The sequence below is a fragment of the Microbacterium sp. GW821-FHT01D02 genome (assembly GCF_059422585.1).
Genome location: NZ_JBWKXB010000005.1, coordinates 82,911 through 106,022 on the forward strand (window position 1 = coordinate 82,911; position 23,112 = coordinate 106,022).

Sequence of the window (23,112 nt, forward strand, 5' to 3'; positions counted from 1 at the left end):
GCCGACGTCGGCGGTGGATTGCACGCTCGCCGGTGGTGGGTGCGCGATGACGTTCCAGAAGGGTGTGGTCGGCTGGTCGGCGGCGACGGGCTCGGTGTTGATGAGCGCGAAGGTCGGCGCGGAGTGGACGCGGTATGGCGTTGCTCGTCTCGGATACCCGTCGGGTGCCGCGGCGGCGGTCGCGGCGAACGGCGGTGGCACGGTTCAGACGTTCTCGAAGGGGAAGGTGTTCGATTCTCCTGCCGGGTCGTTCGGCATCGGTTCGGGTGTGTTCCTGCGTAACTACGAGGCTGCGGGTGGTCCCCAGGGTGCTGCGTGGGGCTGGCCGACGTCGGCGGTGGATTGCACGCTCGCCGGTGGTGGGTGCGCGATGACGTTCCAGAAGGGTGTGGTCGGCTGGTCGGCGGCGACGGGCTCCGTACTCGTGCCCACCGGCGCGATCCTGAACGAATGGAACCGCCTGGGCGGTGTGGCGAGTGCCCTCGGCTACCCGAAGTCGGCTGCCGTGGTGTCCGGAACGGTCACGACGCAGCGGTTCCAGAACGGCGAGATCTCCTACGACTCGACGACGGGCAAGGTCACGGTGAAGTAGCGCGCCGCCGGTGCCTCCCAGCGTCGGTGGCATAAGATACTCAAGCCTGCGGTGCGCTCCGTCACCGCGACCGAATGAGTGGGCCCGTGACTGATACTCGAGATCTTTTCGCCGCCGTCCCGCGTTCCGAGTTCGACGTCCCCGGCACCAGCCGCGGGTTGATCGACGTGGTGCGCTGGCGCTATCTGCTGAACCTGCTCGTGAGAACCGGCGTCACCACGAGATACCGCAACTCGGTGCTCGGGTGGACGTGGTCCTATGTGCGACCCGCCGCCCAGTTCCTCGTGTTCTGGGTGGTCCTCGGGCTGTTCATGAACCTCGATCGGGGAATCCCGAACTACGCGGTCTACCTCTTCTCGGGCATCGTGGTGATCAACCTGTTCTCGGAAGCATTCAAGAACGCCACGACCTCGATCGTCGGCAACGCGCCCCTCGTGCGCAAGGTCTTCCTTCCACGGCAGCTCTTCGCCGTCTCCGCGGTGATCGTCGCGTTCGTGCACTTCCTGCCGCAGGTCGGGCTGCTCCTCGTCGTGTGCCTGCTGCTCGGGTGGATCACGAACATCTCGATCCTGTCGATCCTCGCCATCCTCGCGGGAATGGCCATCGTCATGCTGTTCGCACTGGGGCTCGGTCTCTTCTTCGGAGCGATCAACGTGCGTTTCCGCGACGCCGAGAACATCGTCGAGCTCCTGCTCCTCCTCGCGACGTGGGCGTCGCCGGTGCTCTACGCATGGACCCAGGTGCAGGATGCCGTCGTCGACAAGCTCGGGTGGCCGCAATGGCTGGTCGAGGTGTACATGCTGAACCCGATCACCCAGGGCGTCGAGCTCTTCCACTACGCGTTCTGGCGACCCGTGACCGAGAACGCCTTCGCACTTCCGCCGGATCTCGCCTGGAACACACTGTGGACCTTCCTGATCTCCGTGGGCACACTGCTGATCGGACAACTCGTCTTCCGACGTCTCGAGGGAAGGTTCGCGCAGGATCTATGAGCGCTCAGACGGTCATCAAACCCAGCATCATCATCGATGGAGTGCGCAAGCGCTTCACACTCAACCATGCGTTCTCGCTCAAGGACACGGTCGTGGCCTGGATCAAGCGGCGAAAGCTCACGAGCGAGTTCGAGGCCCTCAAAGGCGTCGACCTCACGATCGGCGAGGGCGAGTCCGTCGGCATCCTCGGGTTCAACGGTTCCGGAAAGTCGACCCTGCTCAAGCTCATCTCCGGCGTCATGGAGCCGGACGACGGTCAGGTCCTGACCCGAGGCCGCGTGGCCGGTCTCATCGAGGTCGGCGCCGGATTCCACCCGGAGTTGTCGGGCCGCGAGAACGTCTTCCTCAACGCCGCGATCCTGGGCATGAAAAAGCATGAGATCGAGGCGCGGTACGACGAGATCGTGGCGTTCAGCGAGATCGAGCAGTTCATCGATCAGGAGGTCAAGCACTATTCCTCCGGCATGTTCATGCGCCTGGCGTTCTCCGTCGCGATCCACGTCGAGCTCGATGTGCTCCTCGTCGACGAGATCCTCTCGGTCGGCGACGCGCCGTTCCGGGAGAAGTGCCGGCTCAAGTTCGAAGAGCTCATCGCCGAGGGCAAGACCCTCGTGGTCGTCAGTCACGACATGGAGATGGTGCGCGAGCTCTGCACCCGCGGCATCGTGATCAACAAGGGCGAGGTCGTCTACGACGGTGAAGTCGAGGGCGCCATCTCCCTGGTGGACGCGTGATGGACTGGATCGGACAGATCCCGACGCTGCTCCTGGCGCTGGCTCTGCTGATCGTGCCCGGGCTTCCGGCGGGTCTGTTCCTGCGTGGAACCCGCGGTGTGGTGAGGCTGGGCGCGATGATCGGCGTCTCGCTCGGGGTGATCGGGGCGGCGGCGCTCGTCGCCCCGGTGCTCGGACTGCGCTGGGGTCTGCTGCCCGTGGTGATCGTCGTCGTCGTCGTCGCTGTCATCGCGGTGGTCCTGCGGGTGCTCGACCGGCGGCCCGTCGTGCCCGCCGTCACGATGCGGGCTCGGTGGACGGCGATCTCCGTCGTCGCCGCGGCACTGGGCTGGGTGGTCATCCTGGTCCTCGGCATCCGCGATCCGGGCAACCCGACCCAGCTCTACGACGGCCTCTTCCACCTCAATGCGGTGGAGTTCATCGGCCAGACCGGCGACGCGTCACCGCTGCACATGACGATGGCGACGCCGAACCAGGACACCAGCTTCTATCCGACGCTGTGGCATGCGCTGGTGAGCCTGGTGGTGCCCGTGGCAGGGAGCGTGGTCGCGGCGACCAACGTGGTGACGGTGGCCGTGATCGCCCTCATCTGGCCGGTCGCGCTCGCCACCCTCACGACCGTCGTCTTCCCGCAGCGGCCCTGGGCCGCGCTGTGGGCGCCGGTGCTCGGCCTCGGCTTCAGCATCTTCCCGCTCGGTTTCCTCAACTGGGGTGTGCTCTACCCGAACCTGATCGGGACCGTGCTCATCCCGATCCTGATCGCGCTGGTGCTCCTGGCGTTCGAACGGGAACTCGGGGCGCCTCGACGCACCCTGCGCATCCTCGTCGTTCTGGCCGTCGCCGGGGGGACGGCGCTCGGGCACCCCTCCGCGCTGCTCGGTGCGGTGGCGCTGCTGGCCCCTTATCTGCTGTGGCGGGCATGGCGCGTCGCGAAGGCGGGCGACAGGACGAGGCGTGTCGTCGTCTCCGTCGTCGTCGTCGTCGGAGCACTCGCCTTCGTGATCGTCTGGATCAAGGCGAACGTCACGACGAACGAGTGGATGCCGACGCAGACGATCGCGCAGTCCCTGGGCGAGGTCGCGTTCCTCAGCCCGGTGGATCGCAGCACCGGGCTGCTGCTCGGCCCCCTGGCGGCCATCGGGATCTGGCGCGTGGCGCGGGACCGGAAATGGTGGATCCTGGCCTCCTACGCCGTGAGCGTCGGACTCTACCTCGCAGCCGCCTGGCTCCCGCTGCTCGGTCTGCGGAGCCTCTTCGTGGGCGTCTGGTACGACGACACCACCCGCGTGGCGGCACTGCTGGCGATCTGGGGGCTGCCTCTTGCGGCTCTCGGTGCGAGCGTCGTGGGGGAGTGGCTCGGGGGGCTGCGCCGCGCAGGGAGGACGCGCACCCTTGTAGCGGTGGTCGTCCTTCTCGCCATCGCCGCTGCGACGCACCTCGTGGCGCTGCGGCACGACCTGCGATACCTGCGCGACGTGAGCTATCGGTTCGACGACAAGTCCCAGGGACTGTCGCCGGACGAGAGCGCCCTGTTCGAGAGGTCGGACGACGATCTGTCGCCCGACAGCGTCGTCATCGGCGATCCGCTCACCGGCGCCGGGCTGCTGTTCGCGTACACCGGTCACGACGTGGTCTTCCCGCACGTCACCGGGCGCTACGGAGCTGACGCCGCGCTTCTCGCCCGGTACCTCGTCGACGGCGGGCCGGAGGTCTGCGACGCGATCGAGCGGCTGGGCGTCACGCACGCGCTGGACTTCGGCGACACCGTGCTGTTCCAGAACCACTACACGACGTACGACGGACTCCACGACCTGGACGAGTCCCCGATCCTCACCGAGGTCGACCGCGTCGGTGACGCGGTGCTCTACGAAGTCAGCGGTTGCGACTAGCCTGGTTCTCGTTCTCCGAGGCCTCGAGCAGCGCGATCTTGCGCGCGAGCAGTGTCAGCTGACGCTGGAGAGCGATGTTGCGGCGGTACTGCGAGTACACGAACGCGAGGAACATCACGATCAGGCCGTAGAGCACGAGATCGGTTCCGCGTCCGACGCCGACGAGGCTCGCGAGCCAGCTCAGCCACTGCGGGAAGAGCACGGAGAGCACGGCGACGACGACGAACAGTCCCATGAGGAGGCGTCGGATCGCCAGGTGGCTGTCGGCTCCGGTGCGGCGCATCATGAAGACGGCCAGCACGATGATGGCGGCGATGAGCAGGAACTGGATCCACATGATCAGCGCACCACCAGATCGACGAGGATGTTCACGGAATTGAGCACGCTCTGGCCCTTCGCCTTCGAGTAGTCGGTGTAGAGGAGCTCCACGGGGTACTCCTTCCACGGCAGCCGCGTCCGGCCCAGTTCGAGAACGATCTCGGTCGCGTGAGCCATGCGGTCCTGCCGGAGCTCGATGGCCTCCGCCGCGTCCCGCCGGATCACGCGCAGACCGTTGTGAGCGTCCGTGAGCTTCAGGCTCGTGGTGAGGTTGGTCACCCAGACCGCGGTCTTGAGGATGACCTTCTTCATCCAGCCCGGTTTCGTGCGGTCGTCGAGGAACCGGGATCCGAAGACGACGGCGACGTCCTCGCGGCGCGCGAGTTCGAGCATGCCCAGGGCGTCCTCGATCCGGTGCTGCCCGTCTGCGTCGAACGTGACGATGTACTCGCACGCCGGGTGGGACAGGGCGAAGTCGATTCCGGTCTGCAGAGCGGCCCCCTGACCGAGGTTGACCGGGTGCTGCACGAGGGTCGCGCCGGCTGCTCGGGCCTCGGCCGCCGACCCGTCGGTCGATCCGTCGTCGACGCAGACGATGTTCGCGAAGTGCTTCTTCAGCCCCTCGACGACGCCACCGATCACGCTCGCCTCGTTGTACAGCGGGATAACCACCCAGGCGCTGGGGTCTGGGGCGGTGGGCGCGGGGACGCTCGAGGTCATGGTTCTATTGTGACAGGTGTCGATTCGTACGCCGGTCAATCGAGCAGCAGGGGCAGGATGTCGAGGAGACGACGCGCGATCATCGCGACACGGCTCTACACGCCGGAGGTGACGGCGGCGAGCTTCCGCATGGAGGCTCTGGCTCGTGCACTCGCCCGTGACGCCGACGTGGAGGTCCTCACCTCCCGGCCTCCGCAGGACCTGGTCGACGCCGATCCGCCGCGGATCCTGGTGCGCCGAGCGCCCGTCCTCCGCGACGCCAGCGGGGCCATCCGCGGGTACGTCCAGTACCTGTCGTTCGACGTTCCGCTCTTCTTCCGGCTGCTGCGGCGACGCGGCGACGTGATCGTGGCGGAGGCGCCGCCGACGACCGGCTTCGTCTCCGCGGTGGCCGCGCTCCTCCTGCGCCGTCCGCTGGTGTACTACCCCGGAGACGTCTGGACCGACGCGGTGTCATCGATGGGGGCACCCGGCCCGGTGATCGCCGTGATGCGAGCCACCGAGCGCTTCGTCCTGCGACGCTCCGCCCGCGTCATCGCCGTCTCCGCCGAGGTCGCCGATCGCCTCGGCGCCATCGGTGGACGCCCCGAGCGCGTCGTCCTGGTGGGCAACGGCATCGACAACGCCATCTTCCGACCGGACGTGCCGGCGCCGGACGTCCAGCGCCCCTACTTCGTCTACACCGGCACGATGTCGGAGTGGCAGCAGCCGGACGTGTTCATCCGCGCGCTGGCGTCGCTCGACGACCCCGAGGTCGAGCTCCGCTTCTTCGGACAGGGAGCCGTCGAGCAGGAGCTGCGCGCCCTCGCCGAGAGCCTCGTGCCGGGCCGGGTGCACTTCGGCGGCCTCGTCCGCCCGGAGGTGTCGGCGTCCTGGATCCGCGGAGCCGTCGGTGCGCTCGTGAGCATCGTCCCCGGCATCGGATACGACTTCGCCCGCCCCACGAAGACCTATGCCGCAGCAGCGGTCGGCACGCCGGTGCTGTTCGCCGGCGCCGAGACGGGCGGGGAGGTCGTGCGCGCGGCAGGGCTGGGCGAGGCGGTGGGGTTCGACGCCGCCGAGGTGGCGGCGGCGATGAAACGCCTTCTCGAAGCCTGGGGCGACGGCAGCACCGAGAGCGCGCGCTCCGCCAGGGCCGACTGGGCCGCGGCGAACGCCTCGCTCCAGACCGTGGGCGAGCGGGCGGCCGACGTCGTTCGCGGCGCGCGTCGAGGTTCAGCGGACGCGGGCAAGTAGAATCTCGTCAGTGCTGCCTCATCCCGGCGGCGTGCAAGGAGCCCCGTGACTGAAACCTCCCGAGTGCGGATCGTCGATTCCGCCGATGTGTCCGCCGACGCCGTCATCGGCGACGGATCGTCCATCTGGCACCTGGCCCAGGTCCGCGAGCAGGCGCACCTCGGCGAGAACTGCATCGTCGGTCGCGGCGCGTACATCGGCACGGGGGTGGTGATGGGCGACAACTGCAAGGTGCAGAACTACGCGCTCGTCTATGAGCCGGCGAAGCTGGGCGACGGCGTGTTCATCGGACCCGCCGTCGTGCTCACCAACGACACCTATCCGCGTGCGATCAACGCCGACGGCAGCCTCAAGAGCGCTCATGACTGGGAGCCCGTCGGGGTCACCATCGAGCGGGGAGCCTCGATCGGCGCTCGCGCGACCTGCGTGGCACCCGTGACGATCGGCGCGTGGGCGACGGTCGCGGCAGGAGCCGTCGTCGTCAAGGACGTCCCCGCCTACGCCCTGGTGGCCGGGGTGCCGGCGCGCCGGATCGGCTGGGTGGGCGAGTCCGGACTCCCGCTGGTGGCGGGCGAGGCCGAGAAGACCTGGGTGTGCCCCGCAACGGGGGCGCGCTACACGGAGACTGATGGAACACTGACCAAGGAGATCGTGTGAGCGAGTTCATTCCCCCCGCAAAGCCCATCATCGGTGACGAGGAGCGCGAAGCGGTCGACCGCGTGCTGCGCAGCGGCATGGTGGCGCAGGGACCCGAGGTCGCCGCATTCGAGCAGGAGTTCTCGGCGCACTTCGTGCCGGGGCGTCCCTCGGTCGCTGTGAACTCCGGGACGGCGGGGCTCCACCTCGGTCTGCTCGCCGCAGGAGTCGGAGCGGGCGACGAGGTCATCGTGCCGTCGTTCACCTTCGCGGCCACCGGGAACTCGGTCGCCCTCACCGGCGCCACCCCGGTCTTCGTGGACATCGAGCCCGACACCTTCTCCCTCGACCCCGAAGCCGTCGCCGCGGCGATCACGCCGAGGACCAAGGGCATCCTCCCCGTGCACCTGTACGGTCACCCGGCCCGCATGCGGGAGCTCGAGGCGCTGGCCGCGGAGCGCGGCGTCGCCCTCTACGAGGATGCGGCTCAGGCGCACGGTGCTTCCCTGGACGGCCGTCCGGTCGGGTCCTTCGGCGAGTTCGCCATGTTCAGCCTCTACCCGACGAAGAACATGACCAGCGGCGAGGGCGGCATGGTCACCACGGCGACCGACGAGATCGCCCGTCAGGTGAAGCTCTTGCGCAACCAGGGCATGGAGCGCCAGTACGAGAACGAGGTCATCGGCTTCAACGCCCGGATGACCGACATCCACGCGGCCATCGGTCGCGTGCAGCTGACCAAGGTCGATGCCTGGACCAAGACTCGCCAGGAGAACGCGGCATTCCTCGACGCGAACCTCCAGGGCGTCGTCGTCCCGCCGGTCGCCGACGGCGCCGTCCACGTGTACCACCAGTACACGGTCCGCGTCCCCGAGGACCGGGACGGCTTCGTCGCCGCTCTGAAGTCCGAGTACAACGTGGGAGCCGGTGTGTACTACCCGATCCCGAACCACCGGCTGCCGTCGCTGACGCACTTCGCGCCGGGACTGGATCTGCCGGAGACCGAGCGCGCCGCCCGCGAGGTCGCGTCGCTCCCCGTCCACCCCTCGCTCAGCCGGGATGACCTCGAGCGCATCGTCGCCGCGGTCAACGCCGTCGCGAAGGCCGGCGCCTGATGGCGCTGCGCGCCGGGCTCCTCGGCGTCGGCATGATGGGCCGGCACCATGCCCGCGTCCTGCGTGAGATCGACGGCGTCGACCTCGTCGCGATCGCCGACCCGGGCGGGGACCCGCACGGAGTCACCGGGGACCTGCAGATCCTTCCGGACATCGACGCGCTGATCGACGCGGGTATCGACATCGCCGTCGTCGCGGTGCCCACCCGTTTCCACGAGGACGCCGCACTGAAGCTCGCAGCGGCCGGGGTCCACACCCTGGTCGAGAAGCCGATCGCGCACACCGTCGAGGCCGGGCAGCGCATGGTCGACGCCTTCGCCTCGGCCGGTCTCGTCGGCGCCGTCGGACACATCGAGCGCTTCAACCCGGCGGTGCAGGAGCTACGTCGACGGATCGAAGCCGGCGAACTCGGGGCGGTCTATCAGGTGGTCACCCGCCGCCAGGGTCCGTTCCCCTCTCGGATCGCCGACGTCGGCGTCGCGAAGGATCTCGCCTCGCATGACGTCGACCTGACCGCCTGGGTCGTTCAGAGCACCTATGAGCGCGTGTTCGCGCAGACGGCTTTCAAGAGCGGTCGCGAGCACGAGGACATGATCACGATCACGGGACGCACCGCGTCCGGGGTCATCGTGAACAACATCGTCAACTGGCTCAGCCCGATGAAGGAGCGCGTCACCGTCGTGACGGGGGAGAAGGGCGCTTTCGTCGCCGACACCTCGACCGGCGACCTCACCTTCCACGCCAACGGCACGATCCCCCTGGAGTGGGAGTCTGTGTCGTCGTTCCGCGGGGTCTCCGAAGGAGACGTCACGCGCTACGCGTTCGCCAAGCGCGAGCCGCTGCGCGTCGAGCATGAGGCCTTCCGCGACGCCGTGCTCGGGCAGGACACCGACGTCGTCACCATGGAGCAGGGTCTTCGCACGCTCGCGGTCGTGGAGGCGGCGCTCGAGTCGTCGCGCACCGGCGCGTCGATGAGCCTGTGACGCGAACTGCGGGTGTGCACCATGCCCGCGCGAAAGTGATCTTCCTTGACTGAACCGACTTCACCCGGCACCGCGCTCGTCCTCTCGTACTCGACGATCGCGACGGATCCCCGTGTGCGGCGGGAGATCGACTGGCTGACCGGCGCGGGATGGACCGTCGACACCCTCGGGCTCGGCGAGCACCCGACGGAGGCGGTCCGCGACCACCACGTCCTCGCACCGCCGCTGTGGTGGACGAGAGGTCGCTGGGGGACGCTGGTCTCCCACGTCGGTCTGACCGGACGCATCCGATTCCGCAACCTCCTGACGCGCCGGGTGCCGATCGCCCTGAGGCGACTCATCAGATCGGGCCACTACGACCTCATCGTGTTCAACGAGTACGAGTTCGTCCCGTGGGTCGAGGACCCGAGAGACTTCACGCCGGACGCCCTGAAGGGGCGACTGCATCTCGATCTGCACGAGTATCGGAACCCGAACGTGCGCCGCCGTACGCTCGGGGGCCGTCTCACCGGTTCGCACTACCGATGGGTGCGCCGGCATCTCGGGTCGGAGAAGTTCACGAGCCGGACGGTCGTGAACACACCGATCGGCAAGCTCTACGCGGATGAGTTCGGATTCCCGGTGCCGCCGCAGGTGCGCAACGCGCCGCCGTTCGTGCCGGGTCTGGAGCCGAGCTCCGTCAACCCGGAGGAGATCCGTCTGCTCTTCCACGGTCTCCCGAGCTGGCGCCGAGGCTTCGAGGAGATCCTCGAAGCACTCGATGGTCTGTCCTCCCGATACTCCATGACGTTCATGCTCATGCCGAGCCCCGCCGTGCACGAGCGCCTGCGGGAGGCGATCGCCACCCACCCCGCGCGCGACCGGATCGCGATCGTGCCGCCGGCACCCATGCGCGAGATCGCGCAGCACATCAACGAGTACGACCTCGAGATCATCTTCTACAAGCCGTACGAGCCGAACCTCCAGTACGCCATGCCCAACAAGTTCTTCGAAGCGGCGCAGGGCGCCCTCGGGGTGATCGTGGGGGAGACCCAGACCATGGCTCCGCTGGTGCGAGAGTACGGACACGGAGCGGTCGTGCCGGAGTTCACGTCCGCGTCCCTGCGCGATACGCTCGCGGCACTGCAGCCGGAGGACATCACCCGGATGAAAGCCAACGCTCGCATCGTCGCAGCCAGGATCAACGCTGAATCGGAAGGTGCCGCGTTCCTCGACGCGATCGCCGTTCGGCCAGGAGAGCGGGAAGCAGAGTGAAAGAGAACTGGCGCCTCTATCGGGAGGTCCTCAAAGTGCTCCCCCCGAGCGCTTCGAAGTTCCTGCTGTTCTATGCGAGCACGATGGGAGTGCTCTCCCTCATGGACGGGCTCGCTCTCGGGCTGCTCGCGATCGTGATCGCGCCGCTGATCAGCCAGAGCCCGATCGAACTCCCCGTGCTGGGGACGCTCGAGGGGCCGGAACTGCTGATCCCGCTCGGACTCGTCTGCGGTCTGATCGTGGTCAAGGGCATGCTCGCCCTGACGCTGCAGTGGTTCGCCACACGCCGGTTCGCCGGCTATGAGCTCGAGCTGGGCGTGCGGGTCTTCGACGGCTACATCCGCGCCCCGTGGGTCGAGCGCCTCCGGCGGAACTCCTCGGACCTTGTGCGCATCAGCGATTCGAGCGTGAGCACGACGATCTCGGGGCTGCTGCTCCCGGGCGCGTCGCTCGTCGGTGAGCTCATGAGCTTCGTCTCGCTCATCCTGGTGCTCGCGATCGCGCAGCCGCTCGTGGGTCTCGTGACGCTGGTCTACCTGGGTCTCATCGCCCTCGTGCTCCAGCTGCAGATCTCCCGTCGCTCGAAGCAGGCCGGCCTCGTCGCGTTGCGCTACTCGCTGCGTTCCTCGCGGCTGATCACCGAGATGATCGGCGCGCTGAAGGAGGTCACGCTGCGGGGAACCGCCTCAGAGGTGGCTGACGTTGTGCGGGAGAACCGGTCGCACGCGACGCGGGCACGCGCGAACTCGCAGTTCCTCGCGCAGGTGCCCCGGCACGTCCTCGACGTCGCGCTGATCGGCGGGATCGTCCTGGTGGGAGTGGCCGGATTCCTCACCGAGGGGAACGTCCAGGGAGCGGTCGGCTCCATCGCGCTCTTCGGCCTGGCGGGATTCCGTCTGGCCCCCGCACTCGTGCGGTTCCAGGGCGTGCTCCAGCAGATCAACGTGTCCGCGCCGCATGCGCGGGCGGTGCTCGAGGAGGTGCGGAACTCCGATCGGTACATGGAAGTCGCCTCCGCCGGAGATCAGCAGGAACTTCCCGCTTCCCCGACGCACATCGAGCTGAGGAATGTCGGTTTCAAATACTCGCCCGACGCGGAGATGGCGGTCCGCGGAGTGACGCTCGACATCCCCTTCGGGTCACAGGTCGCCTTCGTGGGCGCCTCCGGTGCGGGCAAGTCGACGATGATCGACCTGCTGCTCGGACTCGTCGAACCGACGTCCGGAACCATCGCTGTCGATGGCGTGCCGCTGAGTGCCGCGCTGAACGCCTGGCGGGCGCAGATGGCGTACGTCCCGCAGGAGGTCTCCCTCTTCGATGCGACGATCGCGCAGAACGTCGCTCTGAGCTGGCGCAGCGACTTCGACCGCGATCGGGTCATCGCCGCCCTCGACAGCGCGCAGCTTCTGACTCTGATCGAGGCGAGGGACGGGGGCGTCGACGGCAAGATCGGAGAGCGCGGACTCGCGCTCTCCGGAGGCCAGCGGCAGCGCCTCGGCATAGCGCGCGCCCTCTACACCCGCCCGCAGGTTCTCGTCATGGATGAGGCGACCAGCGCGCTCGACACGGCGACGGAAGCTGCGGTGACCACAGCGATCGAGCAGCTTCGCGGGCAGGTCACGACGATCACGGTCGCACACCGGCTCTCCACGATCCGCCATGCCGACGTGATCTTCTTCATGCGGGACGGTGTGGTGGCCGCCTCGGGCAGCTTCGACGAAGTGGTCGCCGCGGAGCCGGAGTTCGCCCTCCAGGCAGCTCTCGCCGGACTCGTCGGCGGTGACGACGCCGTTCTGTAGCGGTTTCGTCGACCGGGGCCGGTGCCCGCGTCAGGCGCCGAGCCGGCCCACGGCGGCGGCCCAGACCGGCGTCTGCCGTTCCGCGGAGAGCTCCTCGGCGGCCGTGTCGGCGGCGACCTTCCACGCGGCGATCCGCTCCGGCGTGAGCGCGTCGAGGACCGCGACGATGTCCTCCACCGCGAAGCCCTCGGTGACGGCGCCGAGATCGTGCTTCTCCACGAGGGAGGCCATGCCGGGGGTGGGGCCCACGATCACGCCGAGCCGGGCCTGGACGAAGTCGAAGAACTTGTTCGGCAGCGCCAGGGCCTGGTTGGTCACGGTCGGCGGCAACAGGTGGATCCCGACGTCGTAGTCGTGGAGTCGGTCCAGGAGCTCGGTGGCGGGCACAGCCGGTTCGACGCGGATGCGGGGTCCGAGTTCGGCGGCGAGGTCGCGCAGCTGCGTGAGGTACGCGGGCGAGCTCGACGTCAAGTAGAGGGTGAAGGTCAGGTCGGTGGTGGTCGCCGCGGCCGCCTTCATCATCAGCTCGATCTTGCGGCCGGGCATCGCGCCGCCGGCGTGCACCAGCCGGATCGGCTCGTGGACGGCGGTCGGCGCGAGCGAGCGGTACGCCGGTGCGTTCGTGACGATCTCCAGCGGCAGGTCGAAGGGCGCATACGCCGTGCGGACACCTTCGCCGACGGTCGTCGCCGAGGCCGCCTTGGTCGCATACGTACGGATCAGCCATTCGAGGTAGGGCTTGCGGAGCTTCACCCACCGCGGATTGTCGTCGTGCAGCCCCGGGTAGAACTCGTGCAGATCGGCGTGCACGCGGCTCGCATCGGCCAGAGAGAGCGCGAGGGGAACGGATTCGATGTCGTTGGCGATCACGCGTGCGAAGTCGCGCCCGCGCAGGGCCTTCCGCGCCGCCCGCACCGTGGGGTCCGTCCAGTACAGGAGACGGTAGGCCCGGATGCGGAGGAGCGCGGACTCCGTGTAGAAGCGGACCTTCCGGCGGGAGCCGGTCGGAGGGAGGGGGAGTTCGACGTGCTCCGCTGCCTCGGGCACAGCGGGCCCGTGCGCCGCGGTGACGGTGTGGTTGTCGGGCGCGAGGAGGGAGACCTGCCGCCTCACGCGGGCGTCCTGTTCCAGACGGGAGAATGACACGATGAGGAGAGGGCCCATGAGGAAATCCTCCCATGCGGCGACCGCCGTCGCGCGCGGCCCGCGACCGGGTGGGGTCGCGACCGCCGACTAGCATGGCAGATATGCCCGAACTCGCCGAGCGACCGACGATGATCTTCCACGTGCCGTTCCCGCTGAACCCCGAGGCCACGAGCGCGAGCGGTATCCGTCCCGTGAAGATGCGCCGCGCTTTCGAGGAGCTGGGCTACGACGTGATCGAGATCGCCGGGCGTCATCCACAGCGTCGCGCGCAGATCCGCGACGTCAAGAAGCGCATGGCCGCGGGTCTGCGGGTCGAGTTCGTGTACTCGGAGGCCGCGACCACGCCGACCGGCCTGGGGGAGAAGGTCACGTGGCAGACCAGCCTCACGCGCGATCTCGCCTTCCTGCGCTTCTGTCGCCGGCAGGGCGTTCCGGTGGGCCTCTTCTACCGCGACATCTACTGGCAGAACGACGAGTACGCGCAGCGGGTCGGGCAGCCCTACACGTCGTTGCTCCGCTGGCGCTATCGGGCGGACCTGAAGGCATACCGCACGGCGGTCGATCGGATCTACGTTCCGTCGATGCGCATGGCCCAGGTGATGCCGTACACGGATCCGACCAGGTGCACCGCGCTGCCACCGGGGACGGACATCGTCGACATGCCTGCGGTCGCCGACCCGGCGACGATGTTCTACGTCGGCTCGCTCGGGCACTACTACCAGCTGCAGGAGGCCGTCCGCGCCTTCGAGGCCGTCGAGGACTCGACATTCATCCTGTGCACGAACGAGGCGCAGTGGCAGGCGGAGAAGAGCGGATACGAGCCGTTCCTCACCTCCGGTGCGACGCAGGTGGTGCACGCCACGGGCAGTGAGCTCGAGCGTTACTACGCCGTCTCCGCACTCGGCTGCCTGTTCATGGCCCCGATCGGATACCGCGAGTTCGCTGCGCCGCTGAAGCTGTACGAGTACCTGGGGCACGGCCGACCCATCATCGCGACGGAGGGGTCGCTCGCAGCGGAGTTCGTCGTCACGAACGGCATCGGCTGGGCACTCCCGTACGAGGCGGAAGCGCTCACCTCACTCGTCGAGGGGCTCCGGAGCGACCCGGACGCCTACCGCGCGGTGGCCGCTCGCGCCGCCGAGGTGCGACACTCGCACACCTGGGCGGCCCGGGCGACGCAGGTCGCCAGCGAGCTCACCGGACGCTCCGAAGCCTGACCGGCTCGGTCCGTCCGACTCCGTCGGACCCTCAGTCGCGGGCGTCGGGTCGCCGGATCGAGACGGCCTCCCGGTAGGCGTTCGTGTACCCCTGTCGGACCGCGGCCGGGGAGTACACGTCCTGCACGCTCGCCGCGATGCTCTGCGCACTGCGGGCGTCTCGGCTCTCCCAGAGATCGATGACGGCGCTCGCGTAGGCATCGGCCGACCGCTCGGACACGAGGACGCCGTTCTCGGAGGTGATGTAGTCGCGCTGGCCCCCGTGAGCGCCGATCACGACGGGGCGCCCGTGCGTGATCGCCTCGAGAGCGGCGAGGCAGAGGGTCTCCCCCCGAGTGGGGAGTAGGAAGAGATCGGCCTCGTCGAGCGCACGCGCGACGCCGCGGGCGTCCTGGACGCCGGCGAGGGTCAGGTCGGAGGTCCCCTCGGCGGCGGCTTCGAGAGCCTCGCGCAGGGGGCCGTCACCGACCCAGACGAGGCGTGCCCGACGCCCGCGTTCGCCGAGCATCCGAACCGTCGCCAGCGCGAGAAGCGGATCCTTGCCGTCGACGAGGTTGCCCACGGCCACCAGACGGATCAGATCGGGGTCTCCGGGGGGATCGATGAGGACGGATGCGGGGGAGACGACGGATGGCACGATGCGGATCGGACCCTTCCGGAACACCCTGATCCGGTCGGCGAGGTGACTGCTCACGGCCGTCACGATGTCGGGGCGCCGCAGGAGTCGCCCGGTGGCTCGGAGGACGGCTCGTCCGCGGGGGGTGAGCGAGCCGGGATCGCCGATGCCGGACCAGTGCTCGGAGTGCACCCAGGGCACGGGGACCCGCCTGACGGCGAGCGGCAGCAGCGCCTGGAACGCGTGGGTGTGCAGCACATCCGCGTCCGACATCAGGGAGCGCAGTCGGCGCCCGACCGAGAGAAGGTCACGGATGCTGCCCCGTGACCACGGGATCCGCTCGACGGTGAAGCCTCGGGCGGAGCTCTCGGCATCGGAGCCCTCGGCATCGGAGAGGAGGGCAGGGTCGACGAGGTGCACCACCCGCACGTCGTGGATCTCCGAGAGGAGCGCGGCATCGCGTTCGACGAAGACGCCGGCGACCGGGTTCGCCACGGTCGGGAACCAGGGGGTGACCATCAGGATGCGCACCCGACCCACGGTATCAACCGAACAACCAGGATGCTCCGCCTAGGATTGTGTTCCGTGAAGATCGTCAGCGTCGTGGGCGCGCGCCCCCAGTTCGTCAAGCTCGCCCCCATCCACAAGGCCGCGCTCGCCGCGGGTGTCGAGCACGTCATCGTGCACACCGGGCAGCACTACGACCCCATGCTCTCCGATGTCTTCTTCGAGGACCTCGGCATCGGCGCCCCCGACGTGCACCTCGGGGTGGGCAGCGGCTCGCACGGCGTGCAGACCGGCGCGATGCTGGCGGCGCTCGACGCGGTCTTCGATGCACACCGTCCCGACTGGGTGCTGGTCTACGGCGACACGAACTCGACGGTCGCCGCCGCGCTGAGCGCCGTGAAGATGCACATCCCGGTCGCGCATCTCGAGGCAGGCCTGCGCAGCTTCAACCGGCGGATGCCGGAAGAGCACAACCGCGTCATGACCGATCACGCGGCCGACCTGCTCCTGGCCCCGACGCAGGTGGCTGTCGATCACCTGCGAGGCGAGGGACTCGGCGCCCGCACCGTCCTGGTGGGCGACGTCATGACCGACGTGCTGTTCGAGGTGCGCGACGAGGTCGGCTCCCGACCGTCCGCGCTCCTGGACGAGCTCGGCCTGGAGGCGGGCGGGTACTACGTCGCGACGATCCACCGCGCCGAGAACACGGACGACCCGGCTCGACTCACCGAGGTCGTGAGCGCGCTGGGCGGTCTCGACAAGCCGGTGGTGCTGCTCGCCCATCCGCGCGTCGTCGCGAAGGCGGCCGCGCACGGGATCGAGCTCACGCAGGGATCCCTCATCGCCCACCCCTCTCTCGCGTACCCCGATCTCATCGCCGCCGCACTCTCCAGCGCCGGTGTCGTCACCGACTCCGGCGGGCTCCAGAAGGAGGCCTTCCTGCTGCGCGTGCCCTGCACGACCGTCCGGACCGAGACCGAGTGGGTCGAGACCGTGCAGCTCGGCTGGAACGTCCTCGCGAACACGGCCGAGGAGATCTCGGCGGGTGTGACGCGTCCTCGCCCGGCCGACACGTCGGAGGCCCCGTACGGTGACGGACACGCGGCGGAGCGCGTCATCCAGGAACTGATCCGAGCGGCCGGGGAGACGTCCGTCGCGTGAGCGCGGCTGAGATCGCGTCCCGACCTCGCCGCGGATTCCGGACCGACGTCCAGGGCCTGCGCGCGGTCGCCGTCGGCCTGGTGCTGCTGTACCACGCGGGAGTGCCGTTCATCACGGGCGGCTACGTCGGCGTCGACGTCTTCTTCGTGATCTCGGGCTTCCTGATCTCTAGCCATCTGATGGAGTCGCTGGAGCGGGACGGACGCATCCGCTTCGCCGACTTCTATGCGCGACGCATCCGCCGCATCCTCCCCGCATCCCTGGTCGTGGCCGTGCTGACCGCTGTCGCGGCCATCATCTTCTACCCGCCGCTGGCCCTCGAGCGCATCCTGCGGGACGCGCTCGCGACGATCCTCTACGTCCCCAACGTGTGGTTCGCGATCCAGAACACCGATTACCTGGCAGACCACTCGGCTTCCCCCTACCAGCACTACTGGTCCCTGGGCGTCGAAGAGCAGTTCTACCTGGTCTGGCCGCTGATCCTCGTGCTGCTCGTGATGCTCGTGCGTCGACGCCGGGCGCTCGTCATCGGGGGCATCGTGCTCCTGGCCGGGGCGAGTCTGGTCGCCGGAGTCCTCATGACGCCGCTCGATCAGCCGTCCGCGTTCTTCCTCCTGCCGACCCGGGCATGGGAGCTCCTCGTCGGAGGCCTGGTGGGTGCGATCCTGTTGCACGGTGCACCGCGCTTCCCCCGCTGGCTGGAGGCGGCAGGGGGCTGGATCGGCCTCGCCATGATCCTGGGCTCCGCGCTCCTCTACGACGACAAGACGGTGTTCCCCGGCACGGCCGCGATGCTGCCCGTGTTCGGCACCGCGCTCGTGATCCTGTTCGGAGCGCGGGGGACGTCCGCGGGCCCGACCCGGTTGCTCTCGATCAGGCCGATGCAGTTCATCGGCCTGATCTCCTACTCGCTCTATCTCGTGCATTGGCCGCTGCTGATCGTGACCCAGGCTGCCGTCGGCGAGCAGAATCCGCTCCGCCTCACCGTCAAGGTGCTGGTGGGGATCGTCATCGCGCTGCCGCTCGCGTGGCTCCTGTTCCGCTTGGTGGAGACGCCGCTGCGCGCCCCGCGGTTCCTCGTCGACAGGCGGCCGAGAGCGACGCTCTGGGGCACTCTCGCGCTCACGGTCGTCCTCGTGGCCGGAACGCTGGGAGCCGTGCAATGGGCCGCGACGCGCGATGTCGGCACCGGCGAGGCTGTCGCCGCCGCCCCGGACTTCCCGGTCTCTCCGCCGAACGCGACCCCGTTCGTCCCGCGCAACATGACCCCGGGTCTCGACGCCGTGGCCGCGGATGTCGCACCCATGTACGGCGACGGCTGCCACTACGACGTGAAGCGCGAAGACGTGCAGCAGTGCCACTACGGGGACCTGGACGGCAGCCGCACGATCGCGGTCTTCGGCGACTCCCATTCGGCGCAGTGGTTCCCTGCCGTCGAGGACTACGCCGACGAGGTGGGGGACATCCGGATCGACGCCTACACGAAGTCGTCGTGCCCCGCGGTCGACGTGACGGTGCTCGACAAGGACGTGCCCTACGCGTCGTGCGACCGATGGCGCGAGAAGGTGCTCACCTCGCTGGTCGCCGATCCGCCCGACCTCGTCGTGTTCTCCAGCTACGCGGGGTATGCGCTCGACGGAGCCGACGACGACCAGGCCCGCTCGCGTGCCTGGGAGGAGGGCGTCCAGAGCACGGTCTCCCGTCTCCGAGAGGCGGGGAGCGAGGTACTGGTCATCGCGGACACCCCGCGGTTCTCCGCGGCGCCGGCGACGTGCGTCTCGGCGAACGTCCTCGACGTCTCGGTGTGCGACGGGGAGCGGGCGAGCGTGTTGGACGCCGCGTTCACCGGCCAGGAGCGCGAGGCGGCCGAAGGCGCCGGCGCGGTGTACGCCGATCTCAGCGATTTCATCTGCGACGCCGACACCTGCCCGGTGATCGTCGACGACATCTTCGTGTACCGCGACGTGAACCACATGACCTCGACGTTCGTCTCCTATCTCGCACCGGCGCTCGAGCCCTCGCTCGCCTCCCTCCTCGGCGTCGATGCCGGAACAGACCCGTAGAATGGACACCATGCGTATCGCCGTCGTGGCCCTCGGAAAGATCGGGCTCCCTCTCGCCGTCCAGTTCGCCTCTTCGGGTCACGACGTGATCGGCGTCGACGTGAACCAGAAGGCCGTCGACACCATCAATGCGGCGCAGGAGCCCTTCCCCGGGGAAGCCGAGCTCCAGGAGCGTCTCGCCGAGCTGATCCCGTCCGGCCGCCTGCGGGCGACCACGGATTACGCCGAGGCCATCCCCGGCGCGGACGCCGTCGTGCTCGTCGCCCCCGTCTTCGTGAACGACGAGACCTGGGAACCCGACTTCAAGTACATGGATGCGGCGACGCGTTCGCTCGCCGAGCACCTGACGCCCGGCACCCTGGTGTCGTACGAGACCACCCTCCCGGTCGGCACCACGCGCGAGCGCTGGAAGCCGATGCTCGAGGAGGGCTCCGGCCTCGTCGAAGGCAAGGACTTCTTCCTGGCCTACTCGCCGGAGCGCGTGCTCACCGGCCGCGTGTTCGCCGACCTGCGCAAGTACCCCAAGCTCATCGGGGCGCTCTCGGACGAGGGCAACCGCCGCGCACGCGAGTTCTACGAGGCCGTCCTGCAGTTCGACGAGCGGCCCGACCTGCCCCGTCCGAACGGCGTGTGGGACCTCGGAACGACCGAGGCGTCCGAGATGGCGAAGCTCGCGGAGACCACCTACCGCGACGTGAACATCGGGCTCGCGAACCAGTTCGGGCTGTTCGCCGCGTCGCACGGCATCGACGTGTACAAGGTGATCGAAGCCTGCAACTCGCAGCCCTACAGCCACATCCACCGGCCCGGCATCGCCGTCGGCGGACACTGCATCCCGGTCTACCCGCGCCTGTACCTGTCGACCGACCCCGATGCCGACATCGTCCGCGTCGCCCGCCAGCTGAACGCATCGATGCCGGAGCGCCTCGTCGCACAGGCCGAGGGCATCCTGGGCGACCTCAGCGGCCAGCGCGCCGTCGTCCTCGGCGCCGCCTACCGCGGTGGCGTCAAGGAGACCGCGTTCTCCGGTGTCTTCCCGACGGTGAAGGCTCTCAAGGATCGGGGCGCCGAGGTCGTCGTGCACGACCCGCTGTACACCGACGAGGAGCTGCGTGGCCTCGGGTTCGAGCCCTACGCGATCGGTGGAGAGGTCGACCTCGCGATCCTGCAGACCGACCACGCCGACTACAAGGAGCTCGGACCTGACCAGCTCCCCGGCGTGAAGCTGCTCGTCGACGGACGTGCGGCGACGGACGCCGCCCGCTGGGCGGGCACGCCGCGCATCGTCGTGGGAACCGCTGCATAACGCTCTCTGAACGACGAAGGCGGCGCCCCCGGTGGGGGACGCCGCCTTCGTCGTTCCGGGCGGACCAGGAGCGTCTATTTCGTGGCGGGTGCCGCATCCGGCACGGCACTCTCGCCATCCACCGCCTCGTCGCCGATCGCCTCATCGTCGATCGACTCGTCGTCGACCGCACCGCCATCGGCGGCACCGCCATCGACCGCACCGACGACCGCTTCGTCGGCCGCCATCGGGTCGGGCCCCCGCGTCGCGGCTCGCAGTGTCAGCGCCGCGGCGAGCACGAAGAAGATGAGCCCCGGCACCGCGTACCGGAACTGGGTGGGTGTGCCGTTCGTGATGTTGTAGAGCGCCGTGCCGAGGATCGCTCCCAGCAGCAGATGCGACTCGGAGCGTCGGAAGAAGAGGATCATACCGACGACGGCGAGGATGATGAGGATCAGCAGGGTCAGGTCGCGGGTGAGGAAAGTGTTGGTGTCCCTGGCGAGGATCTGCAGAGCCATGCGGGGGACGGCCAGGATGGCCTCGCCCAGCGTGTCCACCTCGGCCTTCTTGAGGAACTGGTCGAGCTGGGAGAACGACGGGAAGAGGGCAGTCTGGAGGACCTGGCAGACGATCGCGGTTCCCGCGACGACGAGGGCAGGCCAACCCCACGCGCTCCAGCGTCGCTGGACGAGCGAGCCGAGCAGCCAGGCCATCACGAACGCCCCCGCGACGATGAAGGTCGCCTGCCGAGTGAATGCCGACCCCACGACGGTGAGCGCCACCGCACCGAGGAGCCAGCCGCTTCGCTTGCGGAACCATGCCCAGGTGGCGAGAAGGGTGAGTGCCGTCCACAGCGCGGAGAGAGACTCGGTGAGCATGCCGGCGTTGAACATCATCAGCTGATAGCTGGTGTTGACCAGCAGCATGACGGTGACGGCCACGCCGTTGCCGAACCGGCGGCGGAGGATCTGGGTGAAGACGATCGTCATCGCCAGGAGGATGACCAGGACGGTCGCGGCCAGGCCGAACGGGCCGAAGAGGCGTACGGGGAGGGCGGCGAGTGCCGGGAGGACGACGCGCGGCTGCACGAGTCCCCAGCCGAACAGCTGATCGATGTCCGGGACCGGCACCCGGTACGCGTCGGCGAACTCGATGGTGAGATCACGTGCCGACTCCTGCGACTCGCCCCCGAACCAGTACGCCATCGCCAGGTAGTAGCGCGAGTCCGGATAGAAGAACGGGAGGCGGCGGACATAGGCCACATAGCCGACGACGAAGCTCCCGAGCACGATGATCCAGGTGAGGATGTCGGCTCGTCGAGTGGAGCCCCACGCGAGCGCGCGCGACACGCGCGACGGGGCGGAGGTGGTGTCGGAACTCATGAGATGGTCTCGTTCGTTGTCGGGCGGCGCGGGCGCGCGCCGTCGGCGGTCAGTCCGTTCGACTCGCGTCGAACGGTGAGTAGGTCGGGGTGGAGGGGGTCGCCTGTATGTCGAGTTGCAGGGCGCTGATGAGCATCTGCGTGCCGATCATCAGCGGGAGTGCGGCGAGCATGACGGTCGCGGCCGTCGCGACGACCGATCCGGCGATCTGGAACATCACCCAGATGCTGATGCCCACACCGATGGTGAACAGCAGCAGGCCGGCGAAGAGCAGCAGCGCGATGGGGGAGAAGGACCACAGCACGTAGCGGTACCAGATGCGCGACCAGTATCCGACGGTCAGTCGGTTGAGCAGCTCCGGGATGACCTTGCTCAGACGGATGCTGGAGACCTCGTCGCCGTACACGGCCGGGATCGGCACGTCTGTCGCCGGTACCTGCAGGATGTTCAGGTGGATGAGGAGATCGTTCTCGAAGCTGTACCGCTTGGCCACGCGATCGAGAGGGACGCGCTCGAGGACCTCGGTGCGGATCGCCGTGTACCCGTTCTGCGGGTCGAAGAGGTTCCAGTACCCCGATGCCAACTTCGTGAAGAAGGAGAGCACGATGTTCCCGAAGACGCGATGCCCCGGCATCCCCCGGAACGATTCCGGGGAGTAGAACCGGTTGGCCTTCGCGAACCCGAAGCCGCCGTCCGTCACCGTGTCCAGCAGCGCCGGCAGGTAGGCGGGATCCATCTGCGCGTCGCCCGCCATCACGACGTTCACATCGGCGCCGAGCTCCATCGCGGCACGGTGGGCGGTGATGATCGCCCCGCCGACGCCCTGGTTCTCTTCATGACGGATGAGCGTGACCCGCGGATCGCCGACGGCACGCACCGCCTGGCTGGTCGCATCGGGGCTGCAGTCATCGACGATGACGATGTGGTCGACGTACTCCGGCATCGTCTCGATGACCGTGGCGATCATCTTCTCTTCCTTGAACGCCGGCACGACCGCCGCGATGGTCGCATTCTTATACATCGGAACTCCGGGTCGAGGGGGTGGCGAACACCCAGTAACGATAGGCGAAGTAGTTCCAGACCGTCGTCGCCACCACGGCGACGACCTTTCCTGCGAACCATCCGGCACCGCTCTGGTCGACGAGCCAGACGATGCCGGTCGTCGCGAGCGTGTTGAAGATGACGAGCGCCGTGTAGCGGGCCACACTCGGCACGACCTGGGAATCCGACGAGAACGAGACGACGCGCTGAAGCGTGTACGTCACGGCGAAGGAGGCGAGGAAGGCGAGAGGCGTCGCGATCGCGAGCGGCGCGCCGAGCACGTCATGCGCCAGCCACAGGAGTCCCACATCGACGAGGAAACAGAATCCGCCGACGACGAGATACCTGACAGCGCTGCTGCCCCAGGCGAGGCGCGCCAGGTCGCGGGCAGTTTTCGGCATGCGCCCATTGTCTCAGACGGGGTAC

21 protein-coding genes are annotated in these 23,112 nt (G+C 68.6%); 14 read left to right on the plus strand and 7 right to left on the minus strand.

What is annotated here, in order from left to right:
- The 4 genes from AC07VM_RS18520 to AC07VM_RS18535 form a co-directional block, all read left to right on the plus strand.
- Positions 1–592: LGFP repeat-containing protein (locus tag AC07VM_RS18520; RefSeq protein WP_494912689.1), on the plus strand; the 592-nt coding region annotated here is incomplete at its 5' end.
- An 86-nt stretch (positions 593–678) separates the two neighbouring features.
- Entirely contained in the window at positions 679–1,584 is a 906-nt protein-coding gene (locus AC07VM_RS18525) for an ABC transporter permease (protein WP_494912690.1), read from the plus strand.
- The gene (locus tag AC07VM_RS18530) at positions 1,581–2,318 is read left to right on the plus strand and encodes an ABC transporter ATP-binding protein (protein WP_494912692.1); all 738 of its coding nucleotides are present in this window, start codon (positions 1,581–1,583) and stop codon (positions 2,316–2,318) included. The genes AC07VM_RS18525 and AC07VM_RS18530 overlap by 4 nt, the downstream gene beginning before the upstream one ends.
- Complete coding sequence (locus AC07VM_RS18535; RefSeq protein ID WP_494912694.1) at positions 2,318–4,207, plus strand: DUF6541 family protein; 1,890 nt, start codon at positions 2,318–2,320, stop codon at positions 4,205–4,207. The genes AC07VM_RS18530 and AC07VM_RS18535 overlap by 1 nt, the downstream gene beginning before the upstream one ends.
- Here the strand turns inward: AC07VM_RS18535 and AC07VM_RS18540 are convergent.
- Positions 4,191–4,544 carry a DUF2304 domain-containing protein gene (locus AC07VM_RS18540; RefSeq protein WP_494912695.1) on the minus strand — a complete coding sequence of 118 codons (354 nt, stop codon included), beginning with the start codon at positions 4,542–4,544 and terminating at the stop codon, positions 4,191–4,193. The genes AC07VM_RS18535 and AC07VM_RS18540 overlap by 17 nt on opposite strands.
- A 2-nt stretch (positions 4,545–4,546) precedes the next feature.
- Complete coding sequence (locus tag AC07VM_RS18545) at positions 4,547–5,245, minus strand: glycosyltransferase family 2 protein (protein WP_494912696.1); 699 nt, start codon at positions 5,243–5,245, stop codon at positions 4,547–4,549.
- A 57-nt stretch (positions 5,246–5,302) separates the two neighbouring features.
- Between AC07VM_RS18545 and AC07VM_RS18550 the strand changes: the two genes are divergently transcribed.
- The 6 genes from AC07VM_RS18550 (at position 5,303) to AC07VM_RS18575 (ending at position 12,268) form a co-directional block, all read left to right on the plus strand.
- Entirely contained in the window at positions 5,303–6,481 is a 1,179-nt protein-coding gene (locus tag AC07VM_RS18550) for a glycosyltransferase (RefSeq protein WP_494912697.1), read from the plus strand.
- 45 nt (positions 6,482–6,526) lie between these two features.
- A complete protein-coding gene (locus tag AC07VM_RS18555) occupies positions 6,527–7,138 on the plus strand; it encodes an acyltransferase (RefSeq protein WP_494912699.1) in 612 nt (203 codons plus the stop codon).
- Positions 7,135–8,232, plus strand: a complete 1,098-nt coding sequence (locus AC07VM_RS18560) for a DegT/DnrJ/EryC1/StrS family aminotransferase (RefSeq protein WP_494912701.1) — start codon at positions 7,135–7,137, stop codon at positions 8,230–8,232. The genes AC07VM_RS18555 and AC07VM_RS18560 overlap by 4 nt, the downstream gene beginning before the upstream one ends.
- On the plus strand, positions 8,229–9,215 hold the full coding sequence (locus tag AC07VM_RS18565; protein WP_494912771.1) for a Gfo/Idh/MocA family oxidoreductase: 987 nt from the start codon (positions 8,229–8,231) through the stop codon (positions 9,213–9,215). Before AC07VM_RS18560 ends, AC07VM_RS18565 begins: the two co-directional genes overlap by 4 nt.
- 45 nt (positions 9,216–9,260) lie before the next feature.
- A complete protein-coding gene (locus tag AC07VM_RS18570; RefSeq protein WP_494912703.1) occupies positions 9,261–10,469 on the plus strand; it encodes a glycosyltransferase family protein in 1,209 nt (402 codons plus the stop codon).
- Between the two features lie 83 nt (positions 10,470–10,552).
- Positions 10,553–12,268: an ABC transporter ATP-binding protein gene (locus AC07VM_RS18575; RefSeq protein ID WP_494912704.1), complete on the plus strand. Its 1,716-nt coding sequence runs from the start codon at positions 10,553–10,555 to the stop codon at positions 12,266–12,268.
- Positions 12,269–12,298: 30 nt separating this feature from the next.
- Here the strand turns inward: AC07VM_RS18575 and AC07VM_RS18580 are convergent, their stop codons facing one another.
- Complete coding sequence (locus tag AC07VM_RS18580; RefSeq protein ID WP_494912705.1) at positions 12,299–13,432, minus strand: glycosyltransferase family protein; 1,134 nt, start codon at positions 13,430–13,432, stop codon at positions 12,299–12,301.
- 83 nt (positions 13,433–13,515) lie between these two features.
- Between AC07VM_RS18580 and AC07VM_RS18585 the strand changes: the two genes are divergently transcribed.
- On the plus strand, positions 13,516–14,631 hold the full coding sequence (locus AC07VM_RS18585) for a glycosyltransferase family protein (protein ID WP_494912706.1): 1,116 nt from the start codon (positions 13,516–13,518) through the stop codon (positions 14,629–14,631).
- A gap of 31 nt (positions 14,632–14,662) precedes the next feature.
- Here AC07VM_RS18585 and AC07VM_RS18590 read toward each other — a convergent pair whose 3' ends face one another.
- Entirely contained in the window at positions 14,663–15,778 is a 1,116-nt protein-coding gene (locus AC07VM_RS18590; RefSeq protein ID WP_494912707.1) for a glycosyltransferase family 4 protein, read from the minus strand.
- Positions 15,779–15,832: 54 nt separating this feature from the next.
- Here AC07VM_RS18590 and wecB point away from each other — a divergent pair, with 54 nt between their 5' ends.
- The 3 genes from wecB to AC07VM_RS18605 are packed head-to-tail and all read left to right on the plus strand — an operon-like array spanning position 15,833 to position 20,284.
- On the plus strand, positions 15,833–16,915 hold the full coding sequence (wecB, locus tag AC07VM_RS18595; RefSeq protein WP_494912708.1) for a non-hydrolyzing UDP-N-acetylglucosamine 2-epimerase: 1,083 nt from the start codon (positions 15,833–15,835) through the stop codon (positions 16,913–16,915).
- Complete coding sequence (locus AC07VM_RS18600) at positions 16,912–18,978, plus strand: acyltransferase family protein (RefSeq protein ID WP_494912709.1); 2,067 nt, start codon at positions 16,912–16,914, stop codon at positions 18,976–18,978. Before wecB ends, AC07VM_RS18600 begins: the two co-directional genes overlap by 4 nt.
- 10 nt (positions 18,979–18,988) lie before the next feature.
- Complete coding sequence (locus AC07VM_RS18605) at positions 18,989–20,284, plus strand: nucleotide sugar dehydrogenase (RefSeq protein ID WP_494912710.1); 1,296 nt, start codon at positions 18,989–18,991, stop codon at positions 20,282–20,284.
- Between the two features lie 74 nt (positions 20,285–20,358).
- Here the strand turns inward: AC07VM_RS18605 and AC07VM_RS18610 are convergent, their stop codons facing one another.
- Genes AC07VM_RS18610 through AC07VM_RS18620 form a run of 3 tightly spaced genes read right to left on the minus strand, consistent with a single transcriptional unit; the run spans position 20,359 to position 23,087 of the window.
- Positions 20,359–21,645: an ArnT family glycosyltransferase gene (locus AC07VM_RS18610; RefSeq protein ID WP_494912712.1), complete on the minus strand. Its 1,287-nt coding sequence runs from the start codon at positions 21,643–21,645 to the stop codon at positions 20,359–20,361.
- Positions 21,646–21,694: 49 nt separating this feature from the next.
- Positions 21,695–22,666 carry a glycosyltransferase family 2 protein gene (locus tag AC07VM_RS18615; RefSeq protein WP_494912714.1) on the minus strand — a complete coding sequence of 324 codons (972 nt, stop codon included), beginning with the start codon at positions 22,664–22,666 and terminating at the stop codon, positions 21,695–21,697.
- Positions 22,659–23,087, minus strand: a complete 429-nt coding sequence (locus AC07VM_RS18620) for a GtrA family protein (protein WP_494912715.1) — start codon at positions 23,085–23,087, stop codon at positions 22,659–22,661. The genes AC07VM_RS18615 and AC07VM_RS18620 overlap by 8 nt, the downstream gene beginning before the upstream one ends.
- Positions 23,088–23,112 lie beyond the last annotated feature (25 nt).